Consider the following 23,193-nt stretch of genomic DNA (forward strand, 5'->3'; position numbering starts at 1 on the left):
GATATTGTGGTCTGGATCACACACAATGGCGTGTGTGATCCCATTTTCGATGGGCCTATTACCGCATCGACCGATCGGATGTCCGAGGAAACTCGAGCCCTAGTCGCCGAAATTCACAAGGAGCCGCCTGGCCAAGCGAGTCGTCCTCCACAGACGCGGAAGGCGCAGGATTCGCGGGCTGCTTGCCAGCTCGAATTCGTATGCGTTTCCGCGCTTCTGGGGAAGCGTTCGGGATATTCGAAAAACCGTCCCGCTCATACTCTTCGCACACCACCTGGATCGCCGTACGCGGCGCCGTCCGGCGGGAGATCCGAGGAAACCCGGATCGCTCGACCGGAACCAGTCGAGGCACCCCTACCGCTCCGGCGGGCACGGGGAGCCGAGTGAATCGCGAATCCACGAACCAGCGGAGGTGTGAACCATGACCAGGCCAACCGAAACCAACGACTATCCCGTCGGCCAGGCCGTCGCGGCCGGGACGTCGATCGGCGCGGCATTCCTGCTGATGATCACCGGCATCGTGTCGATCCTGCAGGGAATCTCCGCGATCGCCAAAGACGAGATCTACGTGGCCGGGCCCGAGTACATCTATCAGTTCAACACGACCGGCTGGGGCTGGGTGCATCTGATCCTCGGCATCCTCTTGGTGCTCGCCTCGCTCGGATTGATGGCGGGCGCGGGCTGGGCCAGGGTGGTCGCGGTGATCCTCGCGGGCTTGTCCCTCCTCGGAAACTTCCTGTGGCTCCCCTACTACCCGTGGTGGTCGGTACTGGTGATCGCACTCGACGTCGTGGTGATCTGGGCCGTGACGACCTGGCAGCCGAATCGCGTCTGATTCGGCCGGATTCACGCCGCCGCACCCGAGCGCACGGGGTGGCGGCGGCGCTTCTCGTCCGGTCTTCGGAGCCGCTGCGATGGCCAGGTTCGGTCGAGCAGACTGAAGGGATGACGCGCCCCGAGCTGAATGCCCGACCGCAGTGGCGACGGACCGGGAACGCGAAGTTCCCCGTTGCCGCGGTCGTGGACGGCTCGTGGTGGGTCCTGCGGCTCAACGGGTTTCCCGATCACCCGCTCTGGACGCTCTTCGTCGACGGCACGCGGCGTTTTGACGTCGACGACGCGCCATCGGCATGGCGACCACGCCTTGGCGAGTCCACTCCCCTGCTGGACTCTGTGACAGCCGAGAAGGTCGTGGCGCCGATCCGGCGCTTCGTCGCATACGGCAGCGAAGTCGGCGATCCGTGCGACAACCCGTTCTGTTGCGGTTGACGCGACTCTGCACGGCGTGCGGCGAATCCTGCCACGACTCAGCGGGCCCGGAATCGAATCCCACACCGGAAGGTCCCAAACCTCTCGGTAACCATGTTACTCTACCGCCCGTTGCGCTGTGACGGGTGTCATGCATCCGGCGCCGTGCGACACAGGACACTCCGGCGACGGCGTCGGGGGGTGAACTTCACGGAGAGTTTTCGATGCAGCGAGTGCACGGAAGGCGGTCGCTATCGCGGTCCGCCAGGATGGCGGCGGCGGTGGCCGTTGCCTGCGCGACGGCGGTGGCGGGGGTCGGGGTGGACGTCACGGAAGCGGCGGCCGACGAGGTCAGCGCCTTCTACACACCACCGGCGCAGATCCCGGCGGAACCGGGCTCGATCATCAAGACCCAGCCGATGCCGCTGTTCGCGACCGTGCCGACCCTCGAGGGATGGCCGGGCCAGGCGCAGCACGTCATGTACACCACGCGGTTCCAGGACGGGTCGCCGGTCGCGGTGACCGGAACGTTCATCGACGCCACCGGCCCGTGGCAGGGTCCAGGACCGCGCCCGACGGTGGTCATCGGTCCGGGCACCTCGGGCCAAGCCGACCGGTGCGCGATGTCGGTGGCGTTCTCGACCGGAATGGCGCTGTTCACCGATCCCTCGCCGGGACTGTCGGCGAATCAGGAACTCCCGTCGTCGGCGGTGTGGAGCTCGCTGGGCGCCCGGGTCTTGGTGACCGACTACATCGGCCTCGGCACGCCCGGTATTCATACCTTCGCCAATCGCATCGAGGGCGCGCACGCCCTGCTCGACGGCGCCCGGGCGGCCAACCATCTGGCGGGTGTCGGACCGGAAACCCCCGTCGTGTTCTGGGGTTACTCGCAGGGTGGCGGCGCGGCGGCCGCGGCGGCGGAGATGCAGCCGAGCTACGCGCCGGAACTGAACGTCAAGGGGACATGGGCCGGCGGTCCCGTCGCGGATCTGGCGAAGATTCTCGAGCGCATCGACGGCGCGCTGATCGGCGGCGCCATCGGCTTCGCCATCAACGGCATGCTCGCCCGCTACCCCGACCTGCACACGGCGGTCGACCGGGTGACCAGCCCCGCCGGCCGCGCCATGCTGGACACGCTCAGCACCTCGTGCATCGGCGACGTCATCACCCATCACCCGTTCCTGCGGACCAACTCGATGACGATCGACGGCCGATCGCTCACCGAACACCTGCACGCGATCCCGGAAGCGGCTCCCGCCCTGAGCGAGTTGCGCGTCGGCACCATGAAGCCCGCCACGCCGGTCCTGATCACCAGCGGCCTCAACGACGACACCGTCCCCTACAACCAGGCCCGCCAACTCGCCGAGGACTGGTGCGCCAAGGGCGCCACCGTCACCTTCCGCACCAACGACCTGCCGCCGATCTTCCCCGGCGCCACGATCCCCAATCACTTCGGACCGGAACTCATCGACGGCTTCGGCCCCGACAACGCGATCACCTACCTCCTCGATCGCCTCGCCGACAAGCCCGTGTCCGGCTGCACCATCGACTGAATCTCCCCGGCGCCCAGGGATATCGGTGTCCCTGGGCGTGGCACGACGATCCCGACGAAGGTCCTGTGATGACTGCTATCTCGCGCCGGTCGATGTTGACCGGCGCCGCTGCGGCGGGCGCCGTACTGTTCGGTGTCCGCTCGATCGGTGCGCCCGCTCCGGTCGCCGCGCGGGTCAACTCCGTCCCGCTGACCTACGAAGAGCATCGCGTCGTGGTGGTCGGCTCCGGCTTCGGCGGCGGAGTCAGCGCGCTGCGCTTGGCGGAAGCGGGCGTGCCGGTGACGGTGCTCGAGCGCGGATTGCGCTGGCCCACCGGCCCGAACGCCGAGACGTTCCCGCGCGCTTCCGCCCCGGACAAGCGGTTGCTGTGGTGCCGGTCGAGCCCGAACCTCTTCGGTGCGCCATTGCTGTTCGAGCCCTACACCGGCCTGGTCGAGGCGGTGCCGGGGGTGAACATGACGGCGCTGTGCGCGGCGGGGGTCGGGGGCGGGTCGCTGGTCTACCAGGGCATGTCGCTGCAACCCGCGGAAGCGGTGTTCGACACGCATTTTCCGCAGGAGCTGGACTGGGCGACCATGAACCGGGTGCACTACCCGCGGGTGGCGAGGATGCTCGGCCTGGCCGAAGCGCCCGACGAGTTGATCGCGACCGAGAACTATCGGGCAGCGCGCGTCTTCGCCGATCGGGTGCGCCGGGCGGGGATGCCGCTGGCGAAGATCCCGATGCCGATCGATTGGGATTTCGCGCTCGCCGAGCTGCGCGGGGAGATGAAGGCGTCCTACACCAACGGCGACGGCGCCATGGGCGTGAACAACGGCGGAAAGCACTCCGTCGACGTCACCTACATCGCCGCCGCCGAAGCCACCGGATTGGTGCGGGTCGAAACGCTGCACGAGGTCACCGATGTCGAGCGCGCACCAGACGGTCGTTGGACGGTGCACGTGCAGCGCTTGGACACCAGCGGCGCGGTGGTCGAGAACAAGATCCTCATCACGCGCGCGTTGATCATGGCCGCCGGCAGTCTCAACACCACGCGATTGCTGGTCCGCGCCGGCGCGAAGGGTCTGATCCCCGATCTGCCGGACGGACTCGGTCAGGGCTGGGGCACCAACGCCGACCGCATCTACGTCTGGACCGATCCCTCCGCGGAATTCGGTGCGCCGCAAGGCGGTCCGGTGATCTACGGCAGCAAGAACTGGACGGATCCGCGGGCCGCCTACACCGTGATCCAGGCGTCCATCCCGCCGCTCTCGCTCGATCCCGCCAGCACGATGCTGGTCGGCTACGGCGTCAGCGACGGACGCGGCGCGTTCACCTACGACGCCGCCCGCGACGACGCGATCCTGCACTGGCCGGAGCACGGCGACCGCGGCATCCAGGACAGCCACATCGGTCCCGCCGTGCACGAGATCGCCGGGCCCGACGGCATGCTGCTCGACACCAACGCGCTGTTCCCCTCGACCTGGCACCCGCTCGGCGGTGCGAGCATGGGCGCGGTCTGCGATCTGGACGGCCGGGTGCACGACCAGCCGGGACTCTACGTCCTCGACGGTGCGCTGATGCCGGGCAACACCGCGGCCTGCAATCCCTCGATGACCATCGCCGCGGTCGCCGAAAGGGCGCTGGACAATCTCGTCGCACACGACGTGGGAACGCGCATCTGATCGTCTTCGCCGAGCCGCCCTTCGCGGCGGCTCGGCGGTGCGGCGCCCGCGGTCATCCGACGACTGGATTACGGTTGGCGGGTGGCAAGGACTGGTGAGACCGAGACGGCAACCAAGATCATCGACACCGTGCTCTCGCTGCTCGACTCCGACGGTTACGACGCGGTTCAACTGCGCGCTGTCGCGAAGCAGGCGCACGTCTCGCTGGCCACGGTCTACAAGCTGTATCCGACACGGGACGAGCTGATCCTCGCCGCGGTCGAACAGTGGATGGCCACCAACATCTACACCGAACTGGCGCCGCCGCAGGAGAACGAGTCGCTGGCCGACGGTCTGCTGCGGTTGGTCCGGTACGTGTTCGAGCCGTGGGAACGCAACCCTCGGATGCTGACGGCCTATTACCGCGCGCGGTCCGGCCCCGGCGGTCAGCGGCTGGACACCCAAGGCTTCGACGCCGTCCTGCCCGCCGCGACCGTTCTCTTCACCGGGATCGACGCCGACTACATCGCGGACGTGGGGCTGGTCCTGAGCAACATGGTCTACGCCCTCGTCGGTCGCTTCGCCAACGAGGATCTGGCGATCACCGAGATTTTGCCTGCGCTCGAACGAACCGTCCACCGGCTCACCGGAAACAACGAACCCCTTGCGGCGGCCGCTGGAACGCCCGCTTCCGACTCGCCACCCTTCACCTGGAGCCCCGCGATCGTTTCGCCGTACTCCCCCGGTCCGGACGGCGCCGACCAACCGTCGTAGCAGTTCGACGCGTCCAGCGCGAATGGCTTTGCGGGTGCGGTATTTCCGGCGCGGCGCAGGAACGTGTTCTAGTGTGGGGCGACGCCCGCCGTATCGGAGCTTCGGAGGCACCCATGCTGTCATTGCAGGAGATTTCGGACCGGCTCGAGATCGAGGACCTGATGGTCCGGTACTCGCACGCCGTCGACACGCGGCAGTGGGACCTGCTCGACGAGATCTTCACCGCCGACGCCCACATCGATTACACGGCCATGGGCGGGCCCGCGGGCGATCTGGTTTCCACCAAGCAGTTCCTCGCCGCCGTCATGCCGAACTTCCCCGCCTTCCAGCACCTGGTGAGCAACTCCTCCATCACGGTGAACGGCGACACCGCGACGGCACGCACCATGTGCCACAACCCGATGCTCGTCGCGGGCGAGGACGGCGCGCAGAGTCTCATGCTGTGCGGGCTCTGGTACCTCGACACCTTCGCCCGCGTCGACGGAAGCTGGCGCATCCGGCAGCGCGTCGAGGAGAAGAGCTACATGTTCCTCGCGCAACAGGTGAGCGGCACGTGACCTCATCCACTCGCGGCGCGTATTCGGGCGACCATGTCGTCGAGCCGACGCTGATGTGAGCCCGGCCAGTAGACGCGGCCGCAGTCCGCGCACTGGCGGAAGGTGTCGTAGTAGCGGCGGGTGAGTGGTTCGAGCCGGTCGATGACGTCCCTCTTGGCGACGTCGGCGAGGAGGCCGCCGCAGCGCAGGCAGCGACTGAACGGCGCGAGCCGATCGGTCAGATCCAGTCGGCGGATCAGCTCGACGATCTGCTCGAACGGACGATCCGCGTGCACGAAGACGCCGTGGGTGACGGCGCGCCGCGCCAGCAGTCCGCGGTCGCGGGTGAGCAGGATGCGATGTTCGGCGGCCGCGATCTCGGCGAGGGCGGCGTCGTCGGCGTCCCATTCACAGCGGGCGTCGAGTCCCATCAAGCGCATGAGCCGCGCCAGCCCGCCGAGGTTGACGTCGACGACGAAGCGCGGATCGCGTAGCGGGCGGGCGCGCACCCGGGTCAGCGGCCCGACGTCCAGCGTCTCGAACATCGGGTACACCGCGAGCCGATCGCCGGGGCGCGGGTGGTGGCCGAAGTCGACGGAAACGCCGTTCACCAGCATCAGATCGATCTCGGTGTGCGGAACGCCCGCGGCTTCCACGATGTCCTTCACGGTCTGGTGCGGACGCATCGGGCGCCGCTGCGCCGTGTACCGGAGGTCCGGGTGCAGGAAGTCGTTCAGCTCGGCGTAGACGCGCAGTTCGACACCGGCGGTCATACGACCATTGTCGTCCCCGGACCGGCGCTCGGTGATCGACAATGGTGGTATGCCGACGGTGCTGCTCGGCGGCGATGTCATGCTGGGCCGCGGGGTGGATCAGATCCTGCCGCATCCCGGCGACCCGCTGCTGCGCGAACGGTATGTGCGCGACGCGCGGATGTATGTCGAGCTGGCCGAGGAGGCGAACGGCGTCTTCGACCTTCCGGTGGATTTCCGGCGGCCATGGGGCGACGCGCTGCCACTGCTCGCGCAAGCCGACGCCCGACTGATCAACCTCGAGACCGCCATCACCGCCGACGGAACGTTCGCACCCGCCAAGGGCATCCACTATCGGATGCGGCCGGACAACATTCCCGTGTTGACCGCCATCGCGCCGGTCGTCTGCGCCCTGGCCAACAATCATGTGCTCGATTTCGGTGCGCACGGGCTGACCGACACCCTCGACACCCTCGATGCCGCGGGCATCGACCACGCCGGCGCGGGATCGGATCTCGACGGCGCCCGCGCCCCGGCGACCGCGGAGCTCGGCGACGGCAGCCGGGCGGTGATCGTCTCGGTCGCCGCGGGTTCGAGCGGGGTTCCGGAATACTGGGCGGCGCGTCATGATCGGCTCGGCCTGTGGCGGATCGGTGAGACGCCGAGCGCCACCGCCGCCGACGCGGTGGCCGCCGTGGTACTGGCCGCCACCGGCGATCAGGACGTCGCGATCGTCTCGATCCACTGGGGACCCAACTGGGGCTACCGTGTGACGCCGAGCGAACAACGCTTCGCGCACCGGCTGATCGACGCGGGAGTCGATGTGGTGCACGGACATTCGGCGCACCATCCGCGGCCCATCGAGTTCTACCGCGGCAAACCGATTCTGTACGGGTGCGGCGATGTCGTCGACGACTACGAAGGCATCCACGGTCACGAGAGCTATCGCACCGACCTGCGCCTGCTGTTTCTCGTCGATCTGGATTCCGGAGCGGTGCGGCTGCGCATGATTCCGCTGCGGATGCGGCGCATGCGCCTGGAAACGGCCGAACCCGACGAGGCACGGTGGCTGTGCGAGACCATCCGGGAGATCAGCCGCGGGTTCGATACGCGCGTCGACGCGCGGCCCGACGACCTGCCGCTGGTGTATCGCAAGAACTGACGAATACCCTTCGGCGACAACGACTATCGACCGGGAATGCCGAGTTCGTTCAGCTCCCGCTGGAGCCGGTCGAGGGCTTCGCGCATGGCGTCGATCTGCGCGTTGAGCTCGGCGAGCCGCGCTTGATCCACCGGTGGCGGGGCCTGTGCCTGCGGCGGTGGCGCCGGGAGCGGCTGCTGCCCCGGTGGCGGCGGCGCCGCGGGACCACCGCCGGGTGCGGTGGCGAGCCGACCCGTTTCCGGACCGAAGACTTGGACGAGCGCCTCGGCGATGGTCGGGGCGTAACCGACGAGGACGCCGCCGGTGCCTGGCTCCCGATAGCTGACGAGCACCCGCGCAAGCTGCGGGAACGTCGATCCGTTGGGCGCGTTGGATATTCGCTCGGTGAACAGCGGTTCGACATAGAGCACACCGCCGTCGGCGATCGGCAGGGTCAGCAGGTTGCCGTACTGGATCCGGTTCGAGCGCTCCAGCAGCGTCCGCTCGGAGGCGACCCTGGTGTCGGAGATCATCGAGTTCTGGATCTGCTGCGGACCCTGGGTGAGGGTGTCGGTGGGCAGTTGCAGGACGGTGATCTTGCCGTAGTTCTCCGGATCGGAGTCCGCGGAGACATAGGCGGAGAGGAATTCCCTGTTGAATCCGACCATCGCGGTGGCGAGCCGGAACGTCGGCTCGGCGCTGCCCGGGTCGCCGACGAGGACGTAGAACGGGGGTTGGTGCGGGTTGGTCTCGACGGTGGGATCGCTGGGCACCGACCAGAAAGCATTGGTGGTGAAGAACTCTCGCGGCTCGTCCACGTGATACTTGGCCAGCATCTCGCGTTGGATCTTGAACTGGTCCTCTGGGTAGCGGAAGTGCGCCCGCAACTCGTCGGTGATCGACTCCTCGGGTTCGACCGTGCCGGGGAAGACCTTCATCCACGCGGCGAGCACCGGGTCGTCCTGGTCGACCTGATACAGGGTGACGGTGCCGTCGTAGGCGTCGACGGTGGCCTTGATCGAGTTCCGCAGGTAGGAGATGTCGTGCGATCGCCCACCGGTCTCGCCGGGCGGCTCGAGCATGTCGAGTGAGGTGTGCTTGGCGTAGGGGTAGCCGTCGATGGTGGTGTAGGCGTCGACGATCCAGACGATTCGCCCGTTCACGACCGCGGGATATGGGTTGTGGTCGGTCGTCAACCAGGGCGCGACGAGTTCGACGCGATGGCGCGGGTCCCGGTTGAAGATGATCTTGGAATCATCGCCGATCGCCTTGGAGAAGATGATGTTTCGTTCGGTGTAGAAGACGGTGAAGGCCATCCGGTTGAACCAGTTACCGATCGGCACGCCGCCGGAGCCGGTGTAGGTGTATTTCGTCGCGTCGGTGTCGTATTCGCGGGGTTCGGCGCCACCGCCGACGATGGCGTAGTCCGGGTCCGACTCGGCGATCACTTCGCCGAAGTAGATGCGCGGCTGATCGACCGGAATCACCTGCTGCCCGGAGGATTGGGAGGCGATGTCGCTCACCGTGTAGATCGGGTATCCGCTATTGCTGCTCGCGGCGTCGCCCGCGGCCTCGCGCACCGCGGCGTTGACGCGATTGGCGGGCGCGGCGACGAATCCGTTTCCGTGCGTGTAGACGGTGTGCCGGTTGACCCAGTGCCGCTGGTTGCCGCTCAGCGCGTTCGGCGTCAGCTCGCGGGCGGCCACCACGTAATCGCGCAGTTCCCCGTCGATGCGGTAGCGATCGAGGTCGAGATGCGCGGGGAAGCTGTAAAAGTTTTTCAGCTGTTGCTGCTGGGTGAAGGTTCGCGAGAGGACATTCGGATCCAGCAGGCGCGCGTTGGCGATCGTGGTCACGTCCGCGGGCACCTCCGGCGGCGGTTTGGTGCCGATTCCCGGGTAGTCACGGTATTCGACGTGGTCGCCGCCGATCGCGTACGCCTGCCGGGTGGCCGTGATGTTGCGTTCGATGTAGACGCGCTCCATATCGGCGGCGTTCGGGCGGACCGAGAGCTGCTCGACCAACAGCGGCCAGACCGCGCCGACCAGAATCGATGACAACAGCAGCAGCGCGGCGGCCATCGCCGGGATGCGCAGGTCCCGGACCACGACGGCGGCGAAGACCGCCACCGCGCAGATGACCGCGATCGCGAAGAGGATCAGCCGGGCGGGAAGCACCGCGTTGATGTCGGTGTAGCCGGGACCGGCGAAGGTGGGCTCCTTGCTCCGGGTGGACAGCAGCGAGTAGCGGTCGAGCCAGTAGGCGGCCGCCTTGAGGGTGATGAATGTGCCTGCCAGCACCGCGAGTTGGACGCGAGCCGCGTGGCTCAACCCGCTCGCCTTCCCGGAAAGGAGTAGGCCGCCGAACAGGTAGTGCGCTGCCAGGCAGGCCAGGAACGCGAGGACCGTCGCGACGAACAGCCAGTTGACCAGCAGCCGGTAGAACGGCAGATCGAAGACGTAGAAGCCGACGTCGTGGCCGAACTCGGGATCCGAGAGCCCGAAGGACCCGCCGTGGATGAACAGCTGAACCGTCACCCAGCCCGACTGTCCGATCAGACCGCACAGCAGGCCCAGCGCGGCGGCGATGCCGAGGCCGAACAGCCGCGGCCGTCGCAGCACGGCGGTGCGATAGGGACGCAGGACGTCCTCGTCCCCCGTGTCGGGCAGCACGAGCGGACGAGATCGGTACGCCAGCCACATCGCCCCGAACAACGCGCCGCCGATCAGCAGCGCGACGAGGACGAACAGCGCGAGCCGGGTGAGCAGCACGGTGAGCCAGACGCCGCGAAAACCGACCTCCCCGAACCACATCCAGCTGACGTACGCGCCGACCAAGCGCGGAACGACGATCAAGGCGGCCAGCAACAGCACGGCCGTGATCACCAGCACCCGAGTGCTGTGCGGCAACCGCCGCGGGCCGAGACCGTCGCGTGCGCTCATCACCCACTCTCCCGTGGTCGCGCAGGCCGAGAGCAGGCACGGCCGACGCTAGACCGTCTGGTCCGATTCTACCGGGGCCGCTGCCCGAATTAGCTCGAGCTCGAGGCATAGCCTCAGGTCAGCGCGGTAACCTACCCACATGGACGTGGACTCGTCTACGGTCGGGGTCGAGGAGGAATTCCTCCTCGCCGATCCGCGCACGGGTGCTCCTACCGCCAAGAACGACGCGGTCGCCCGGACCGCCGAGGATCTCGGTCTCGACCTGCAGTTGGAGCTGACGCGCTGCCAGATCGAGACCAACACCGGCGTTCACACCCGCACCGGCGACCTCGCCCAGCAGCTGCGCGATCTGCGCCGCGGCGTCGCCTCCTGCGCCGAGATGAACGACGCCCGCCTGCTCGCCGTGGCGATCCCGCCGACGGTCCCGCTCCACTACCCCGTCACCGATACTCCGCGCTATCGCCGCATCGCCGACGGTTTCGGAATGCTCGCCCACGAGCAGGGTCTGTGCGGCTGCCATGTCCACGTGGCCGTACCCGATCGCGAGACCGCCGTGCAGGTGAGCAACTACCTGCGGCCGTGGCTTCCGCTGTTTCTCGCGCTGACCGCCAATTCCGCGATCTACCGCGGCGTGGAGACCGGGTACAAGAGCTGGCGCAACATCCTGTGGCGCCGCTGGCCGAGCGCGGGACCGCCGCCGTACTTCCATTGCGCCGACGACTACGACGATCTGGTCGCGATGATGCTGTCCAGCGGCATCATGCTCGACGAGAAGATGGTCTATTGGGACGTGCGCCGGTCGATCACCTATCCGACCGTCGAGATCCGGGTCAGCGATGTGCCCGCGACGGTGGCCGAGACCACGCTGCTCGCCACGCTGGTGCGCGCGACGGTGATCATGGCGCGTCAGTCGCTGGACGAGGGCAGGACGGCCCCTGCCGTCGCCGCGGAGATGCTGCGCGCGGCCTATTGGAAAGCGGCGCGAAGCGGCATCGACGGCGACGCGGTCGCGCCGATGGACGGGCGCGTGCTGCCCGCCCGCGAGCTGCTCGGCGAACTGGTGGAACACGTCGAGCCCGCCCTGAAGGAACTCGGTGATCGCGAGTTCGTCGCCGACACCATCGCCGCGGTGCTCGAGCGCGGCAACGGCGCGACGCGTCAGCTGCGCGCCTTCCGCGCGGGCGGTGACGTCGCCGACGTGGTCGCCGAACTGGCCGCCGCCACCCTGGAGGGCTGCGCGTTGCCCGAGGAGCCGCTCGGTTTCGGTGAGGCGGGCGCGGGTAGCCCGCACAGGTAGCTGATCGTCGGCGGAAGGAGCCGGTGATGGGTGCCGGAAAAGCCAAGGGCGCCGAGGAATTCGTCCCCGCGGGCGCGGACCTGGAAACGCTGCGTGCGGCCTCGTGCGGTTGCCACGGCTGCGAGCTGTACCACGACGCGACGCAGACCGTGTTCGGCGAAGGACCTGCGAACGCGTCCGTCTTCGTGGTCGGCGAACAGCCCGGCGACCGCGAGGACATCGAGGGACACCCCTTCGTCGGTCCCGCGGGCCGGTTGCTGGACAAAGCGCTCGAGGAAGTCGGCATCGACCGCGACACCGTCTACGTGACGAACGCGGTCAAACACTTCAAGTTCGAGGAACGCGGCAAGCGCCGGATCCACAAGACGCCGGGACGCACGGAGGTGGTCGCCTGCACGCCGTGGCTGACCGCCGAACTGGACGCGATACACCCGGAACTCGTGGTGTGTCTCGGCGCGGTCGCCGCCAAGGCGATGCTCGGCCCCTCGTTCAAGGTGAGCGAGGAGCGCGGCAACGTGGTGTTCTCCGACGACTACCGGGTCGTCGCGACGGTGCACCCGTCTGCGGTGCTGCGCGCACCCGATCGCGACACGGCCTACAAGGGATTCGTCGCGGATCTACGCGCGGTGCGCGCCGCGATGGACGCGGGCTGAGCGCGGGCCGTCTCCGGCCCGCGCCGCGCCCCGCCGAGTGCCTCAGATGTGGTCGACGAGAGCCCGGTGACCTGCCTGGTGTGCGCAGTGCGCGCAGCAGTAGATCTGCTCGCCCGCCTGCACGCCGTGACCGAGAATCCGGCACGAGCAGTGCTCGCAGATCGGCGCCAGCGCGCTGACCGCGCATTCGAAGCTGTCGAATGTCGCCGACGAGCCGTTTCGGGTGACCGTGAACGTCTTCTCGTAGTCGTTGCCGCAGGTATCGCATACCGGCATCGAACTCGCCTCCTTGGTGTCGTGGTTCCGGCGTGATCTGCTGGCGCGGTACCCGAGGTTGCCACGGCGAAACCGCCGAACCTGGTAGGAAGAGGTGGTGAGCCCAGACGATTCCGATGCGGACAAAGTGATCGAACTGGCGGGCAAGGTCTTCGACCTGGCGCGTCACGGCGACGCCGACGCGCTGGCCGCTTACGTCGACGCCGGAGTACCCGCGGACCTCACCAACGACAACGGCGACACCCTCGTCATGCTCGCCGCCTACCACGGCCACCGCGACGCGGTCGCGATGCTTCTGGTGCGCGGCGCCGACCCCAACCGGGCCAACGACAAGGGCCAGACGCCGCTGGCGGGCGCGGTGTTCAAGGGCGAGGACGAGATCGTCCGCCTACTGGTCGCGGCGGGCGCCGACCCGGACGCGGGCACCCCGTCGGCCCGCGACGCGGCCACCATGTTCGGCAAGACGGAGCTGCTCGACGCGCTGAACTGAGCCGGGCGGAATTTCCGCGGCCGACCCCAGGTTGGCCGTGAGGCAACCGCGACCGGACAGGACCGAGATGAGCGATTTCAACGCACAGGTGATCGAGGAATTCCGCGCCAACGGCGGCCGCGTCGGCGGCATGTTCGAGGGTAGGACCAACATGGTTTTGATCACCACCACCGGGGCCAAGAGCGGACGGCAGGTCACCAACCCGCTGGTCTACCTGCCCGACGGTGACCGCATGGTGCTCGTCGCGTCCAACGGCGGCGCCGACCGGCATCCCGCCTGGTATCACAATCTGCGCGCGAAACCCGAGCTCACCGTCGAGGTCGGCACCGAGAAGTTCCATGCCGCGGCGGAATTCGTGACCGGCGCGGAACGCGACGAACTCTATGACCGGATGGTCGAGCTGATGCCCGCCTTCGGCGACTACCGCGCAAAGACCACCCGCGTGATCCCGGTGGTCGCGGTCCAGCGCGGCGACGGCTGACTCAGCCGCGCCGCCGTACCTCGGTCACCGCCTTACGCGCCGCGACCAGCACCGGGTCCCACACCGGCGAGAACGGTGGCGCGTAGCCGAGATCCAGGGCGGTCATCTGCTCGACCGTCATCCGGGCGGTGAGCGCGACCGCGGCGATGTCGACCCGCTTGCCCGCGCCCTCACGGCCCACGATCTGCGTACCGAGCAGCCGCCCGGTGCGCCGTTCGGCCAGTATCTTCACGGTCATGGGCGCGGGTTCGGGGTAATAGCCCGCGCGGCTGGTGGATTCGATCGTGACGGTCACGTACTGCAAGCCCGCCGCGTGCGCGTCCTTCTCGCGCAGACCGGTCCTGGCCACCTCGAGATCGCAGACCTTGCTCACGGCGGTGCCGACCACGCCGGGGAAGGTCGCGTAACCCCCGCCGATGTTCGCGCCGATGATCTGGCCGTGCTTGTTGGCGTGGGTGCCCAGCGCGATGTGCCGCAGACGGCCGGAGACCAGGTCGAGCACCTCCACGCAGTCGCCGCCCGCCCAGATGTTCTCGTGGCCGTGCACCCGCATGGACAGGTCGGTCAGCAGGCCGCCGTACTCGCCGAGCGGCAGACCCGCGGCGCGAGCCAGCGCGGTTTCGGGGCGCACGCCGATGCCGAGCACCACCACGTCGGCCGGATATTCGCCGTCGGCGGTGGCGACGGCGCGGACGCGGCCGCTGTCGTCGGTGCGGATCTCGGTGACCTCTGCGGCGCTGACGATCTCGATTCCCAAGCCGCACATGGCCGTTCGGACCAGCGCGCCCATATCCGGATCGAGCGTCGACATCGGCTCGGCGCCGCGGTCGAGGACCGTCACCCGGTAGCCGCGATTGATCAGCGCCTCGGCCATCTCCACGCCGATGTAGCCCGCCCCGACGACGACGGCCCGTTTGCCCTCCGTCGCGACGAGGGTGTCGATCAGCGCCTGCCCGTCGTCGAGAGTCTGCACGCCGTGCACGCCCGCGGCGTCGATGCCGGGCAGTGCGGGCCGGATCGGGCGCGCGCCGGTGGCGATCACCAGTTGGTCGTAGCCGGTCCACGATTCGGCGCCGGAGCCCAGGTCGCGGCTGCGCACGCGCTGTCCCGCCACATCGATCTCGAGCACCTCGGTGTGTAGCCGCAGATCGATGTCGCGGGCGCGGTGTTCCTCGGCGGTGCGCGCGATCAGCGAGTCGCGTTCGGCGACCAATCCGCCCACCCAGTACGGGATCCCGCACGCGGAATAGGAGGTGAAGCCGCCGCGCTCGAAGACGACGATCTCCAGCTCCGCAGGACCGGCCATGCGGCGGGCCTGTGAGGCCGCCGACATGCCCGTCGCGTCGGCGCCGATGACAACGAGACGTTCGGTCATGACGCTCACGCTACGTGGCGGACCGTCGCGGGCGCGCGTGGTGTCGGCGCGCTTGCGGGTCGGATTCGGGTGCGATAAGTTGCCCGTCGCTGGGGGCGGGTTCGTCCGCGCGAGGCCGCCGCCGGGGGCGTCGCGGGTCGTTTGGATTCGCCCGGACGAAACAGGGGTGGTGACGATGGGTGGCGTACGAGAACTACTCGCGGGGGTGGGAATTCCGCTGCTGGTGTTCGCGGCGGTGGCGTTCGTGCTGGCCGCGAGCTGGCGACTGGCGAATCCGCGGACCGCGGGCGCCGATCCGGCCGGGCGCTGGGACCGCAAACTCACCGACCTCGGTTTGATACTCGCGGCGGTCGGCGTCGTAGCCTCCGTCGCCGGGTTGGTTCCGGTGCGCTCCCCCGGCGGCGGCGAACCGAGCGGTTCCTGCTCGGCCGGTGCGGCGACGCTCGGCCGGGAGCACCGGTCGACGGATGCGTGCGCACGCGCCGAGGGCGGCGACCGGGGCCGCTGAACGTTCGCCCCGGAAGGCGATCGTGCCCCGCACCGCGCGCGCCCTCGTCGAGCGGCACGATCGAGAGTCGGCGGGACGGGCGAGGGGCGCGATAGCACACCGAACCGGTGACTGCCGCCCCGGGTTGACCGTTCGGCCGGTGATCCACCCGGCTTTACTTCACACTGAGCTTCTGGCAAACGCTGTATGAGGGCAGCGTTTTCACTTCGGGAGCGATCATGACCGAAACACCGTCCGAGGACGAACGCAGGCTCGCCGAACTCGGTTACAAACAGGATCTCGCGAGATCCTGGTCCGGATTCTCCAACTTCGCCATCAGTTTCACCATCGTCTCGATTCTCACCGGCGGATTGGCCAGTTACGGAATCGGTTTGGCGAACGGCGGCCCGATCACCATGGCGTGGGGCTGGCCGCTGGTGTCGATCATGGTGTTGTTCGTCGGTTTGGCGATGGCCGAATTGGCTTCCGCCTACCCCACTTCCGGCGGACTCTACTGGTGGGCGGCCGAATTGGGCGGCCCGGTCTGGGGGTGGTTCACCGGCTGGTTCAATCTCATCGGCCAGATCGCGGTGACCGCCGCCATCGATTACGGCGCGGCGATTTTCACCACCGTGGTGCTGAACGTGATCGGCATCGATATCGGTACGGACCGCACGGCGATCTTCCTGGTCTTCGCGGCGATCCTGGTGTTGCACGCGGTGTTGAACGCGATCGGCCCGCACCTGTCGGCGGTCATCAACAATATCTCGGCGTGGTGGCACGTCGGTGGTGTGGCGATCTTCGTCCTGGTACTCGGTTTCGGCGCGAAGAACCACCAGAGCGCCGGATTCGTGTTCACCGAGACCGTGGACAACAGCGCGGTCGGCTTCGGCGGCGTGGCGTTCAGTTTCCTGCTCGGTCTGCTGCACGCGCAGTACACGTTCACCGGCTACGACGCGTCCGCGCACATGTCGGAGGAAACCCACGACGCGGCCCGCTCGGCGGCCAAGGGCATCATCAACACGATTCTCGTCTCCGCGGTCGCGGGCTATCTGCTCATCATGGCCGTCACCTTCGCCATTCCGAATCTGGACGACGCGCTGGATCCGGAGAAGAACAGCGGCTATCCGGTGATCTACATCCTGGAGAATTCGCTCGACTCGTTCTGGTCGGGACTGCTGCTGATCATCGCGGCGGTCGCGCAGTTGTTCTGCGGATATGCCTCGGTGACCTCCGCCTCGCGGATGCTGTTCGCGTTCTCCCGTGACGGCGCGGTGCCCGGCTCGGCCTACTGGGCGAAGCTGTCGGCGAAGAAGGTGCCGGTGCACGCGGTGCTGTTCATCTCGTTCTTCGCGTTCGTGCTGCTGATTCCGTCGATGCTGGTGCCCGCCGCGAACGCGCCGACTGCCTACGCGGCGGCGACGTCGGTGGCCACGATCGGCCTCTATATCGCCTACGGCATCCCGATCCTGCTGCGGCAGCTGCACGGTTCGCGTTTCCAGACCGGCCCGTGGCAACTCGGGAAATGGTATCGGCCGATCGGGCTCGTCGCATTGGCGTGGATCGCGGTGATCAGCGTGTTGTTCATCCTGCCGACCGACGATCGCGGCTACCCGTGGAACGGCGACTTCACCTGGACCACGGTGAACTACGCGCCACTGACCTTGGTCGGGGTCGTCGGTGCGATCGCCATCTGGTGGTTCGTCTCGGCCCGGCGCTGGTTCACCGGGCCGAAGCGCACGGTCGGTGAGTCCACCGATCCGAGCGGTGACGAGGCGCCCGTGAACGCCTGAGGCGCAGCGGCGGACTTGGGGCGTCTGGTCGATTTCGACCATGAGACGCAACGGTGGCGCGGAGCAGATCCGCGCCACCGTTGCCGATCGTTAACAGTCGGATGAGCGAACTTCCCGCAGCACTTGAAAGCGTGTAAAAGTTTGTGCCTGGCGGTATTTCGGCATTCATCGGGGTGCGTACGCGGCGCGGCGCGGCTAGTTTGGTTGCGTGAGTTACGAGTACGTCGTCGTACCCGCGGGGGTCGTCGCATCGGCGGTGGAAGTGCCGTCCTATTTCCGTTCGCAGCAAGGGCAGCCCGTCGACGACGATCTACGGATCGTGGTGCTCGCCGGATTGGCGGCGTGGAACGCGGCGCTCCCGGCCTCGCGGCCGCACGCCGCCGTGCGGATCGAGGCGGCGGGCGACGCGGTGCGGGTCACGGCCGCCGACGATTTGGATCGGCGACGGACCAGGGGTTCGGCGGTGGACTACGCGGCGGGCCCGGTGCGGCAGCTGCTCGAGGATCTGATCACCGGCTTCGACTACGAGCTCTACGACGGGCAGCAGCGCACCCTCACCCCGGCCCCGGGCTTTCGCGTCGTCGACGTCGATATCGGCGGTGAGCGCAGCTACCGATCGATGACGAAAGACCAAGTGTTGAACTGGATTCCGAATCTAGCCCAGCTCGCGGCCACGCCGTTTCTCATCGTCAGCCGCCCCGACGATCGGGAGACCTTCATTCAGACCTATCGCGACGGGCCGATGGCGTACACGCTGGAAATTCACGACAGCGCGCACACCGACCATTTCTTCGCGGCGGCGTTCTCGGATCCGAGTCTCGTCGCGCGATTGATCTGGGAGTGGGCCAGCGACGACTGGTCGACTCTGGACCGGGTGGAATGGATTCGGGAGGGGAAATAGGCCGGAATCAGGAGTGGCCGGGGAGCACGCAGGCGGTGTCCAGGCCGAGCACGTGATTCAGCCGCCCGAACGCGAGCCAGGAACCGATGCTCATGCTGAGCTCGACGATCTCGGTCTGGCTGTAGTGCGCCTTCATCCGCGCCCAGAATTCCTCGTCCAGGTTGTGGTGATCGGTGGCGTAGCGTTCGGCGTATTCGGCTGCGAGCCTGGTGCGTTCGTCGAAGGCGTCGGTGGTGCGCCACGCGGTCACCGCGTCGGCGAATTCCTCCTCGACCTTCACACCGTCACGCTCGGTGCGCCAATCCAGACAGAACACGCAGCCGTTGATCTGGGCGATGCGCAGCCGGGCCGCCTCGAACTCGCGCAGGCCGAGCGTGCTGTGTTCGTACACCGCGAGCGAGAAGCCGGACGCGGCGATCCCGATGCCGGGGACCATCTCGCCCCACACGTAACCGATGGGATCCTTGCCCTGGGGAACGTCGACGATCATGGATTCTTCCTTCCGAGTTTGCCGACCGCTGGGCGCAGCGGGACGTCGAGTGCGTCGTAGAGTCCGGGCTCGGCGGCCACCAGCCAGTCGATCGCGCCGACCAATCTGCCCACCGCCGTGGCGTTGCCGCCCGCGGAACGATTACCGCCCTCGTCGGTGGCCTCGACCGTCACCTCGATGCGCGGGCGGCCCTCGATGATCACCCGGTGCGCGCCGTCGCCGTCGGGCGGCGTCGGCCAGTCGGGCGCGCACGAGGCGTGGATGCGGGTGACGTGCTCGATGACGATGCGCGGTTCCCCGCCCACGATGCCCTGCACCTCGAAACGCACCGCGCCCTGGGTGCCTTCGGCGAACTCGCCCATCTTCGCCGTCCGCACGGTGGTCTCCAGCGCGCGCCGGTCCAGGGTCTCGCGGATCTCGTCGAGTTCCACGCCGAGCGCGCGGGCCATCAGCCGAATCTGCCCGCCCCACACCATGGTCGGCACCGTCGGCGCGAGCATCGGCGGTTGGTAGTCCATCGGCTGGCCCATGCCCACCAGGTAGCGCACCGAGTCGGGCTGGTCGTAGGTGGTGTAGTCGAAGATCTCCTGGCAGCGCACCACGTCCACGGTGCTCGCCAGCCCGCTGATCAGCACCGGCAGCACATCGTTGCCCCAGCCGGGATCGACGCCGGAGACGAACAGCGAACCGCCGCCTTCGGCGATGGCGGCAAGGACCGGCTCGCGCAATTCCGTTGGGGCGCTGCGCGGGTCGTAGAGCGCGTAGAGCGCCGGGGTGACCACGACCGCGCCCGCCCGGATCGCGCGAACGATGTCGGCGAGGGCGTCGCCGGGCCGGATGTCGCCGGAGGCGGCATAGACGACAGCGCGCGGGCGAGCGGCGAGGATCGCGTCGATGTCGTCGGTGGCCGCGATGCCCAGTTCGCGGTCGAGTTCGGCGAGCGCGCCCGCGTCGCGCCCGACCTTGGCGGGATCGTGGACTAGCACGCCGGTGAGACCGAGGGCCGGATGGGCATCGACGGCACGGATGGCGGCACGGCCGACATTGCCGGTGCCCCAGACGATCGTGGAGATCATCGCGTGAGCGTAGCAAGCGCTTGGTTTGGTGTCCGGGGGTTGACGAGATCGCGCTCACTTCAGTGGGCGGGATCTGTTCTCGTGGGGTAACGTAAGCGTCAGTCAGCGCCCCCATGAGTGCGCATTCGCCATTCGGCATCTTCGAATCAGAAGAGAATTAACTGTAACCAGAGGTTACATGTAACTATGAGTTACGCATATCTTGGGTCAGTTCGGCGGTGCTTTCCGTGCCCGAAATCGCTTCCGGACCGGGGAAAGAACTCATCTTCGTAACAGTCCTGCGCGGAAGGCCTGATCGGCCCCGGATTGGTCCGCCGAGGGCCGTCGCGACTAGTACGGTATAGCCCGCCGCGAGGCGCAGAAGTAGGACGAGCATCCGGCGGAAAGGCGGGACGCCAGCATATGAACGAGCCGTATTCGCAGTGGCATCCCCAGAATTCGGCCCCCGACCTCCCCCTCGCCGCGCTCTACAAGTCCGCCGAGCCGATCCGCTGGAACGGCAGCATGGTCTACCCGATGTACACCGAGCAGTTCGGGCGCACCACCACCCTGCTCAGCATGACGCTGCTGTCCGCCGCGCCGCCCGCTGGACTGCGCGGGCACGGAATCGGTCTCTCGGTGGTCGGTGGTTACATCGACCTCGAAGGGCGCCAGCTCGCCGGCCTCGACGTGTGGAGTGACGCGCTCGCCCGCGGCACCACCGTCACCCTCACGCCGACCGGCCCCGACGCGCTGTTCACCCTCACGCCGGTCTGGGTCGACCAGTCCGGCGTGCAGCGCTCGTGGATGGGCAATTACGGCATCCTCATCGAGGACACGCCGGACGGCCGGATCGCGCTGTGGTGCAGCGTCGGCGAGGGTCCGCCGAACTTCGCCAACCTGGTCGTCGGCCTCGGCACCGCGGCCGCTCCCGTCATCGCTACCCCGAAAGAACCTGTGGCAGAAACGATTACGAACACCGAAATGCCGAACGCCGGGACGCCGGGCTCGCTGCCGTACCCCAACGGCACGCCGGCCGGATACGCCGCGACGTCGTCTCCCTCCACCACCGCCCCGAGGAGCGCCACAAGCGCGGCGGCGCAAGCGTATTCGCCGTCGGCCACGTCCGCCGAACAGACTCGTGCGGCCGAATCCGTCGCCCCCGCGGTCGGCGACCCTGGAGAGCCCCGTCCGGTCGAACGCGGATCCGACACCGGGTATCGCGGCGCGCTCTACGATCTCGGCGTCGCCATGTTCGGCCGCGGCGAGGAAGAGCAGGCGTGCGGACTGTGGGCGCAGGCGGCCGCGGCCGGGCACCCCGGCGCCGGATACGACCTCGGCGTCGTGCTGTTCCGGCGGGGTGATCTCGCCGGCGCCGAGGGCTGGTGGCGCCGGGCCGCCGAACTGCGCGACCTACGCGCGATGGCCGGGCTCGCCGAGCTGCTCGACCGGCGCGGTGACCACGCGGAAGCCCGGGTGTGGCGCGCCCGCGCCGCCGACGAGCGGGCCGCCGAAGCAGGCCAGCCCGTCGGCCCCTACTGAGCCGCGCCGAGTTCCTCCCGCACCCGCATCAGCGCGAAACCGAGCAGGTTCGCGCCGAGCCAGCGCGTCGGTTCCGTGAGGTCCGGGTGATCGGCGGCCAACCCGATCCCCCACACCCGGTCCACCGGACTGGCCTCGACCAGCACCCGTTCGCCGGTGCCGAGCAGGAATCGGCGCAGCTCGTCGTGGGTGCCGAACTTCGCCAGGTTGCCCATGACGACGATCTCGAAACGCTCGGCGTCCCAGAGCTTCCCGTCGAAGTCGCGGACCTGGCGGCCGAGGTCCTTGGCTTGTTTCGGGTGCTCGACGGTGAGCACTTTCGCCGCGGTCTCGGTGTCGCCGAACAGCAGCGCCTTGCGCCACATCATGTAGTGCTCGGCCGTCGCGAACGTCGTGCCGTCCACGTCGAACGGTGCGGGCCACCACTGGCTGAAGCAGCCCTTGCCGACACTGCCGTCGGCCTGTGGACGATGGCCCCAGAACGGCAGGTACTTCACGGCGCCACCCGCCGCGGTGAACTGGATCAGATCGTCGACCGAACGCATGGCGCGAGTCTGCCCGACTCGGCGCGGTGCACGCCTTCGATTTATCGCAGCCGAGCCGCGAAAAGAAGTGGCATCGGGTTCGGGTGGGTCGGTAGGTTGGCGGCCATGGGAGGTCCAGGCATCAACGGAGCGTGCGCGGTCGGCGCGTACTTCATCCGGCTGCGCGCGGAGGCTCGGGCCTAGCCAGCGCACCGCACCGCTCCAGCATCACTTCGATCCGGCTTCTTCGACGCCGAGCTGATCCAGCAGCTCTTTCGAGCTGAGCACGCGACGCCCGACGACCGCGTCCGCGGTCCGTCGACTGTGCCCTGGCATGGGTCCGGGCGAATCACCTTTTCCTGATTCGGCCACTCCGTTCGGAGGACACCCATGTCCCGCAATCGTTTCCTGCCGCGCTCCCGCGACGCGCGCGGCCATTCCGGCGTCAGCCCGCGCAAGCGGCTGAGCCAGAACTTCCTCGCCGACGCGGGCACCGCGCGGCTGGTGGTGCACGCGTCGGGAATCGGCGCCGAGGATCTCGTGCTCGAGATCGGACCCGGCGCGGGCATGCTGACGCGTCAGCTGGCCGCCACGGCCGGTCGCGTGCTGGCCTACGAGATCGACCCGCGCTACGCGACACTGCTGCGCAAGCGCTACGCGGGCGACCCGACGGTCCGCTGCTTCCAGGCCGACTTCCGGTCGGTGACCACGCCGCGCCAGCCGTTCGCGGTCGTCGCCAACATCCCGTACGCCAGCACCACCGACATCGTCCGGTGGTGCCTCGCCGCGCGGCACCTGACCTCGGCGACCCTGCTGACCCAACTGGAGTTCGCGCGCAAACACTCCGGCGACTACGGCCGCTGGAGCAAGCTGGCCGTGACGCACTGGCCGATCACCGAGTTCACGATGGGTCCGCGCGTCGACCGCACCCGCTTCCGGCCCGTCCCGCGGGTCGACTCGGCGGTGCTGCACCTGCGCAACCGGTCGCGGCCACTGCTCGCGAAGGATGCCTTGCCCGGCTACCGGCGACTGGTGGAACTGGGCTTCTCCGGCGTCGGCGGGTCGCTGGCGGCGTCCTTGACGACGGAGTTTCCAGCTCGCCGGGTGCGTGCGGCGTGCCGAAGCGCGGATGTGCCCGCCGGCGAAGTGGTGGCGACGGTGGACCCGAACCGCTGGATCGCGCTCTACAAGTCGCTGTCCTAGTCGATCTCGTTCCAGAATGCACTGATCAGCGCCCCGC

Annotated in this window: 23 protein-coding genes; 16 read left to right on the forward strand and 7 right to left on the reverse strand. The window is 68.3% G+C overall.

The window, feature by feature from the left end:
- Positions 1 to 421 precede the first annotated feature (421 nt).
- From T333_RS26040 to T333_RS26065, 6 genes are all read left to right on the forward strand, one after another.
- The gene (locus T333_RS26040) at positions 422 to 835 is read left to right on the forward strand and encodes a DUF7144 family membrane protein (RefSeq protein ID WP_496426152.1); all 414 of its coding nucleotides are present in this window, start codon (positions 422 to 424) and stop codon (positions 833 to 835) included.
- Between the two features lie 110 nt (positions 836 to 945).
- Positions 946 to 1,269: a hypothetical protein gene (locus T333_RS26045; protein ID WP_357247359.1), complete on the forward strand. Its 324-nt coding sequence runs from the start codon at positions 946 to 948 to the stop codon at positions 1,267 to 1,269.
- 248 nt (positions 1,270 to 1,517) lie between these two features.
- Positions 1,518 to 2,801, forward strand: coding sequence for a lipase family protein (locus tag T333_RS26050; RefSeq protein WP_496426153.1), 1,284 nt, complete (start codon positions 1,518 to 1,520; stop codon positions 2,799 to 2,801).
- 68 nt (positions 2,802 to 2,869) lie between these two features.
- Complete coding sequence (locus T333_RS26055; protein WP_496426154.1) at positions 2,870 to 4,465, forward strand: GMC oxidoreductase; 1,596 nt, start codon at positions 2,870 to 2,872, stop codon at positions 4,463 to 4,465.
- Between the two features lie 81 nt (positions 4,466 to 4,546).
- The gene (locus tag T333_RS26060; protein ID WP_355001524.1) at positions 4,547 to 5,218 is read left to right on the forward strand and encodes a TetR/AcrR family transcriptional regulator; all 672 of its coding nucleotides are present in this window, start codon (positions 4,547 to 4,549) and stop codon (positions 5,216 to 5,218) included.
- 113 nt (positions 5,219 to 5,331) lie between these two features.
- Positions 5,332 to 5,775, forward strand: coding sequence for a nuclear transport factor 2 family protein (locus tag T333_RS26065; protein ID WP_355001525.1), 444 nt, complete (start codon positions 5,332 to 5,334; stop codon positions 5,773 to 5,775).
- 2 nt (positions 5,776 to 5,777) lie between these two features.
- Here the strand turns inward: T333_RS26065 and T333_RS26070 are convergent, their stop codons facing one another.
- A complete protein-coding gene (locus tag T333_RS26070) occupies positions 5,778 to 6,527 on the reverse strand; it encodes a Mut7-C RNAse domain-containing protein (RefSeq protein ID WP_355001526.1) in 750 nt (249 codons plus the stop codon).
- A 31-nt stretch (positions 6,528 to 6,558) separates the two neighbouring features.
- On the opposite strand from T333_RS26070, the gene T333_RS26075 reads away from it, so the two are divergent.
- Entirely contained in the window at positions 6,559 to 7,668 is a 1,110-nt protein-coding gene (locus tag T333_RS26075) for a CapA family protein (RefSeq protein ID WP_496426155.1), read from the forward strand.
- 23 nt (positions 7,669 to 7,691) lie between these two features.
- On the opposite strand, the gene T333_RS26080 is transcribed toward T333_RS26075, so the two are convergent.
- Positions 7,692 to 10,589 (reverse strand): UPF0182 family protein, encoded by a 2,898-nt coding sequence (locus tag T333_RS26080; RefSeq protein ID WP_496426156.1) that lies wholly within the window; start codon positions 10,587 to 10,589, stop codon positions 7,692 to 7,694.
- 139 nt (positions 10,590 to 10,728) lie between these two features.
- Between T333_RS26080 and T333_RS26085 the strand changes: the two genes are divergently transcribed.
- Together T333_RS26085 and T333_RS26090 are read left to right on the forward strand one after the other, a co-directional pair.
- Complete coding sequence (locus T333_RS26085; RefSeq protein WP_355001529.1) at positions 10,729 to 11,886, forward strand: glutamate--cysteine ligase 2; 1,158 nt, start codon at positions 10,729 to 10,731, stop codon at positions 11,884 to 11,886.
- A 26-nt stretch (positions 11,887 to 11,912) separates the two neighbouring features.
- Positions 11,913 to 12,539 carry a UdgX family uracil-DNA binding protein gene (locus T333_RS26090; protein ID WP_496426157.1) on the forward strand — a complete coding sequence of 209 codons (627 nt, stop codon included), beginning with the start codon at positions 11,913 to 11,915 and terminating at the stop codon, positions 12,537 to 12,539.
- Positions 12,540 to 12,581: 42 nt separating this feature from the next.
- Here T333_RS26090 and T333_RS26095 read toward each other — a convergent pair whose 3' ends face one another.
- Positions 12,582 to 12,815, reverse strand: a complete 234-nt coding sequence (locus T333_RS26095; RefSeq protein WP_355001531.1) for a metallothionein — start codon at positions 12,813 to 12,815, stop codon at positions 12,582 to 12,584.
- A gap of 94 nt (positions 12,816 to 12,909) precedes the next feature.
- On the opposite strand from T333_RS26095, the gene T333_RS26100 reads away from it, so the two are divergent.
- Both T333_RS26100 and T333_RS26105 read left to right on the forward strand, forming a co-directional pair.
- Positions 12,910 to 13,305 carry an ankyrin repeat domain-containing protein gene (locus tag T333_RS26100; protein ID WP_355001532.1) on the forward strand — a complete coding sequence of 132 codons (396 nt, stop codon included), beginning with the start codon at positions 12,910 to 12,912 and terminating at the stop codon, positions 13,303 to 13,305.
- A 67-nt stretch (positions 13,306 to 13,372) separates the two neighbouring features.
- A complete protein-coding gene (locus T333_RS26105; RefSeq protein ID WP_355001533.1) occupies positions 13,373 to 13,786 on the forward strand; it encodes a nitroreductase family deazaflavin-dependent oxidoreductase in 414 nt (137 codons plus the stop codon).
- Between the two features lies 1 nt (position 13,787).
- Here T333_RS26105 and T333_RS26110 read toward each other — a convergent pair whose 3' ends face one another.
- Positions 13,788 to 15,161 (reverse strand): FAD-dependent oxidoreductase, encoded by a 1,374-nt coding sequence (locus tag T333_RS26110; protein ID WP_496426158.1) that lies wholly within the window; start codon positions 15,159 to 15,161, stop codon positions 13,788 to 13,790.
- A 175-nt stretch (positions 15,162 to 15,336) separates the two neighbouring features.
- On the opposite strand from T333_RS26110, the gene T333_RS26115 reads away from it, so the two are divergent.
- The 3 genes from T333_RS26115 (at position 15,337) to T333_RS26125 (ending at position 18,342) form a co-directional block, all read left to right on the forward strand.
- Complete coding sequence (locus T333_RS26115) at positions 15,337 to 15,669, forward strand: hypothetical protein (protein ID WP_357247330.1); 333 nt, start codon at positions 15,337 to 15,339, stop codon at positions 15,667 to 15,669.
- A 218-nt stretch (positions 15,670 to 15,887) separates the two neighbouring features.
- A complete protein-coding gene (locus tag T333_RS26120; protein ID WP_355001536.1) occupies positions 15,888 to 17,441 on the forward strand; it encodes an amino acid permease in 1,554 nt (517 codons plus the stop codon).
- 208 nt (positions 17,442 to 17,649) lie between these two features.
- Complete coding sequence (locus T333_RS26125; RefSeq protein ID WP_355001537.1) at positions 17,650 to 18,342, forward strand: hypothetical protein; 693 nt, start codon at positions 17,650 to 17,652, stop codon at positions 18,340 to 18,342.
- Between the two features lie 7 nt (positions 18,343 to 18,349).
- On the opposite strand, the gene T333_RS26130 is transcribed toward T333_RS26125, so the two are convergent.
- Both T333_RS26130 and T333_RS26135 read right to left on the reverse strand, forming a co-directional pair.
- Entirely contained in the window at positions 18,350 to 18,832 is a 483-nt protein-coding gene (locus T333_RS26130) for a carboxymuconolactone decarboxylase family protein (protein ID WP_067777980.1), read from the reverse strand.
- On the reverse strand, positions 18,829 to 19,908 hold the full coding sequence (locus T333_RS26135; RefSeq protein ID WP_357247323.1) for an NAD(P)H-dependent amine dehydrogenase family protein: 1,080 nt from the start codon (positions 19,906 to 19,908) through the stop codon (positions 18,829 to 18,831). The genes T333_RS26130 and T333_RS26135 overlap by 4 nt, the downstream gene beginning before the upstream one ends.
- Before the next feature lie 402 nt (positions 19,909 to 20,310).
- Here T333_RS26135 and T333_RS26140 point away from each other — a divergent pair, with 402 nt between their 5' ends.
- Positions 20,311 to 21,429, forward strand: coding sequence for a tetratricopeptide repeat protein (locus T333_RS26140; protein ID WP_496426159.1), 1,119 nt, complete (start codon positions 20,311 to 20,313; stop codon positions 21,427 to 21,429).
- Here the strand turns inward: T333_RS26140 and ybiA are convergent.
- Complete coding sequence (ybiA, locus tag T333_RS26145; RefSeq protein ID WP_496426160.1) at positions 21,423 to 21,974, reverse strand: riboflavin biosynthesis intermediates N-glycosidase; 552 nt, start codon at positions 21,972 to 21,974, stop codon at positions 21,423 to 21,425. The genes T333_RS26140 and ybiA overlap by 7 nt on opposite strands.
- A 369-nt stretch (positions 21,975 to 22,343) precedes the next feature.
- Here ybiA and erm point away from each other — a divergent pair, with 369 nt between their 5' ends.
- Positions 22,344 to 23,156: an ErmE/ErmH/ErmO/ErmR family 23S rRNA (adenine(2058)-N(6))-methyltransferase gene (gene erm, locus T333_RS26150; protein ID WP_496426161.1), complete on the forward strand. Its 813-nt coding sequence runs from the start codon at positions 22,344 to 22,346 to the stop codon at positions 23,154 to 23,156.
- Positions 23,157 to 23,193: the final 37 nt, after the last annotated feature.

The sequence above is a fragment of the Nocardia sp. CNS-044 genome (assembly GCF_059570515.1).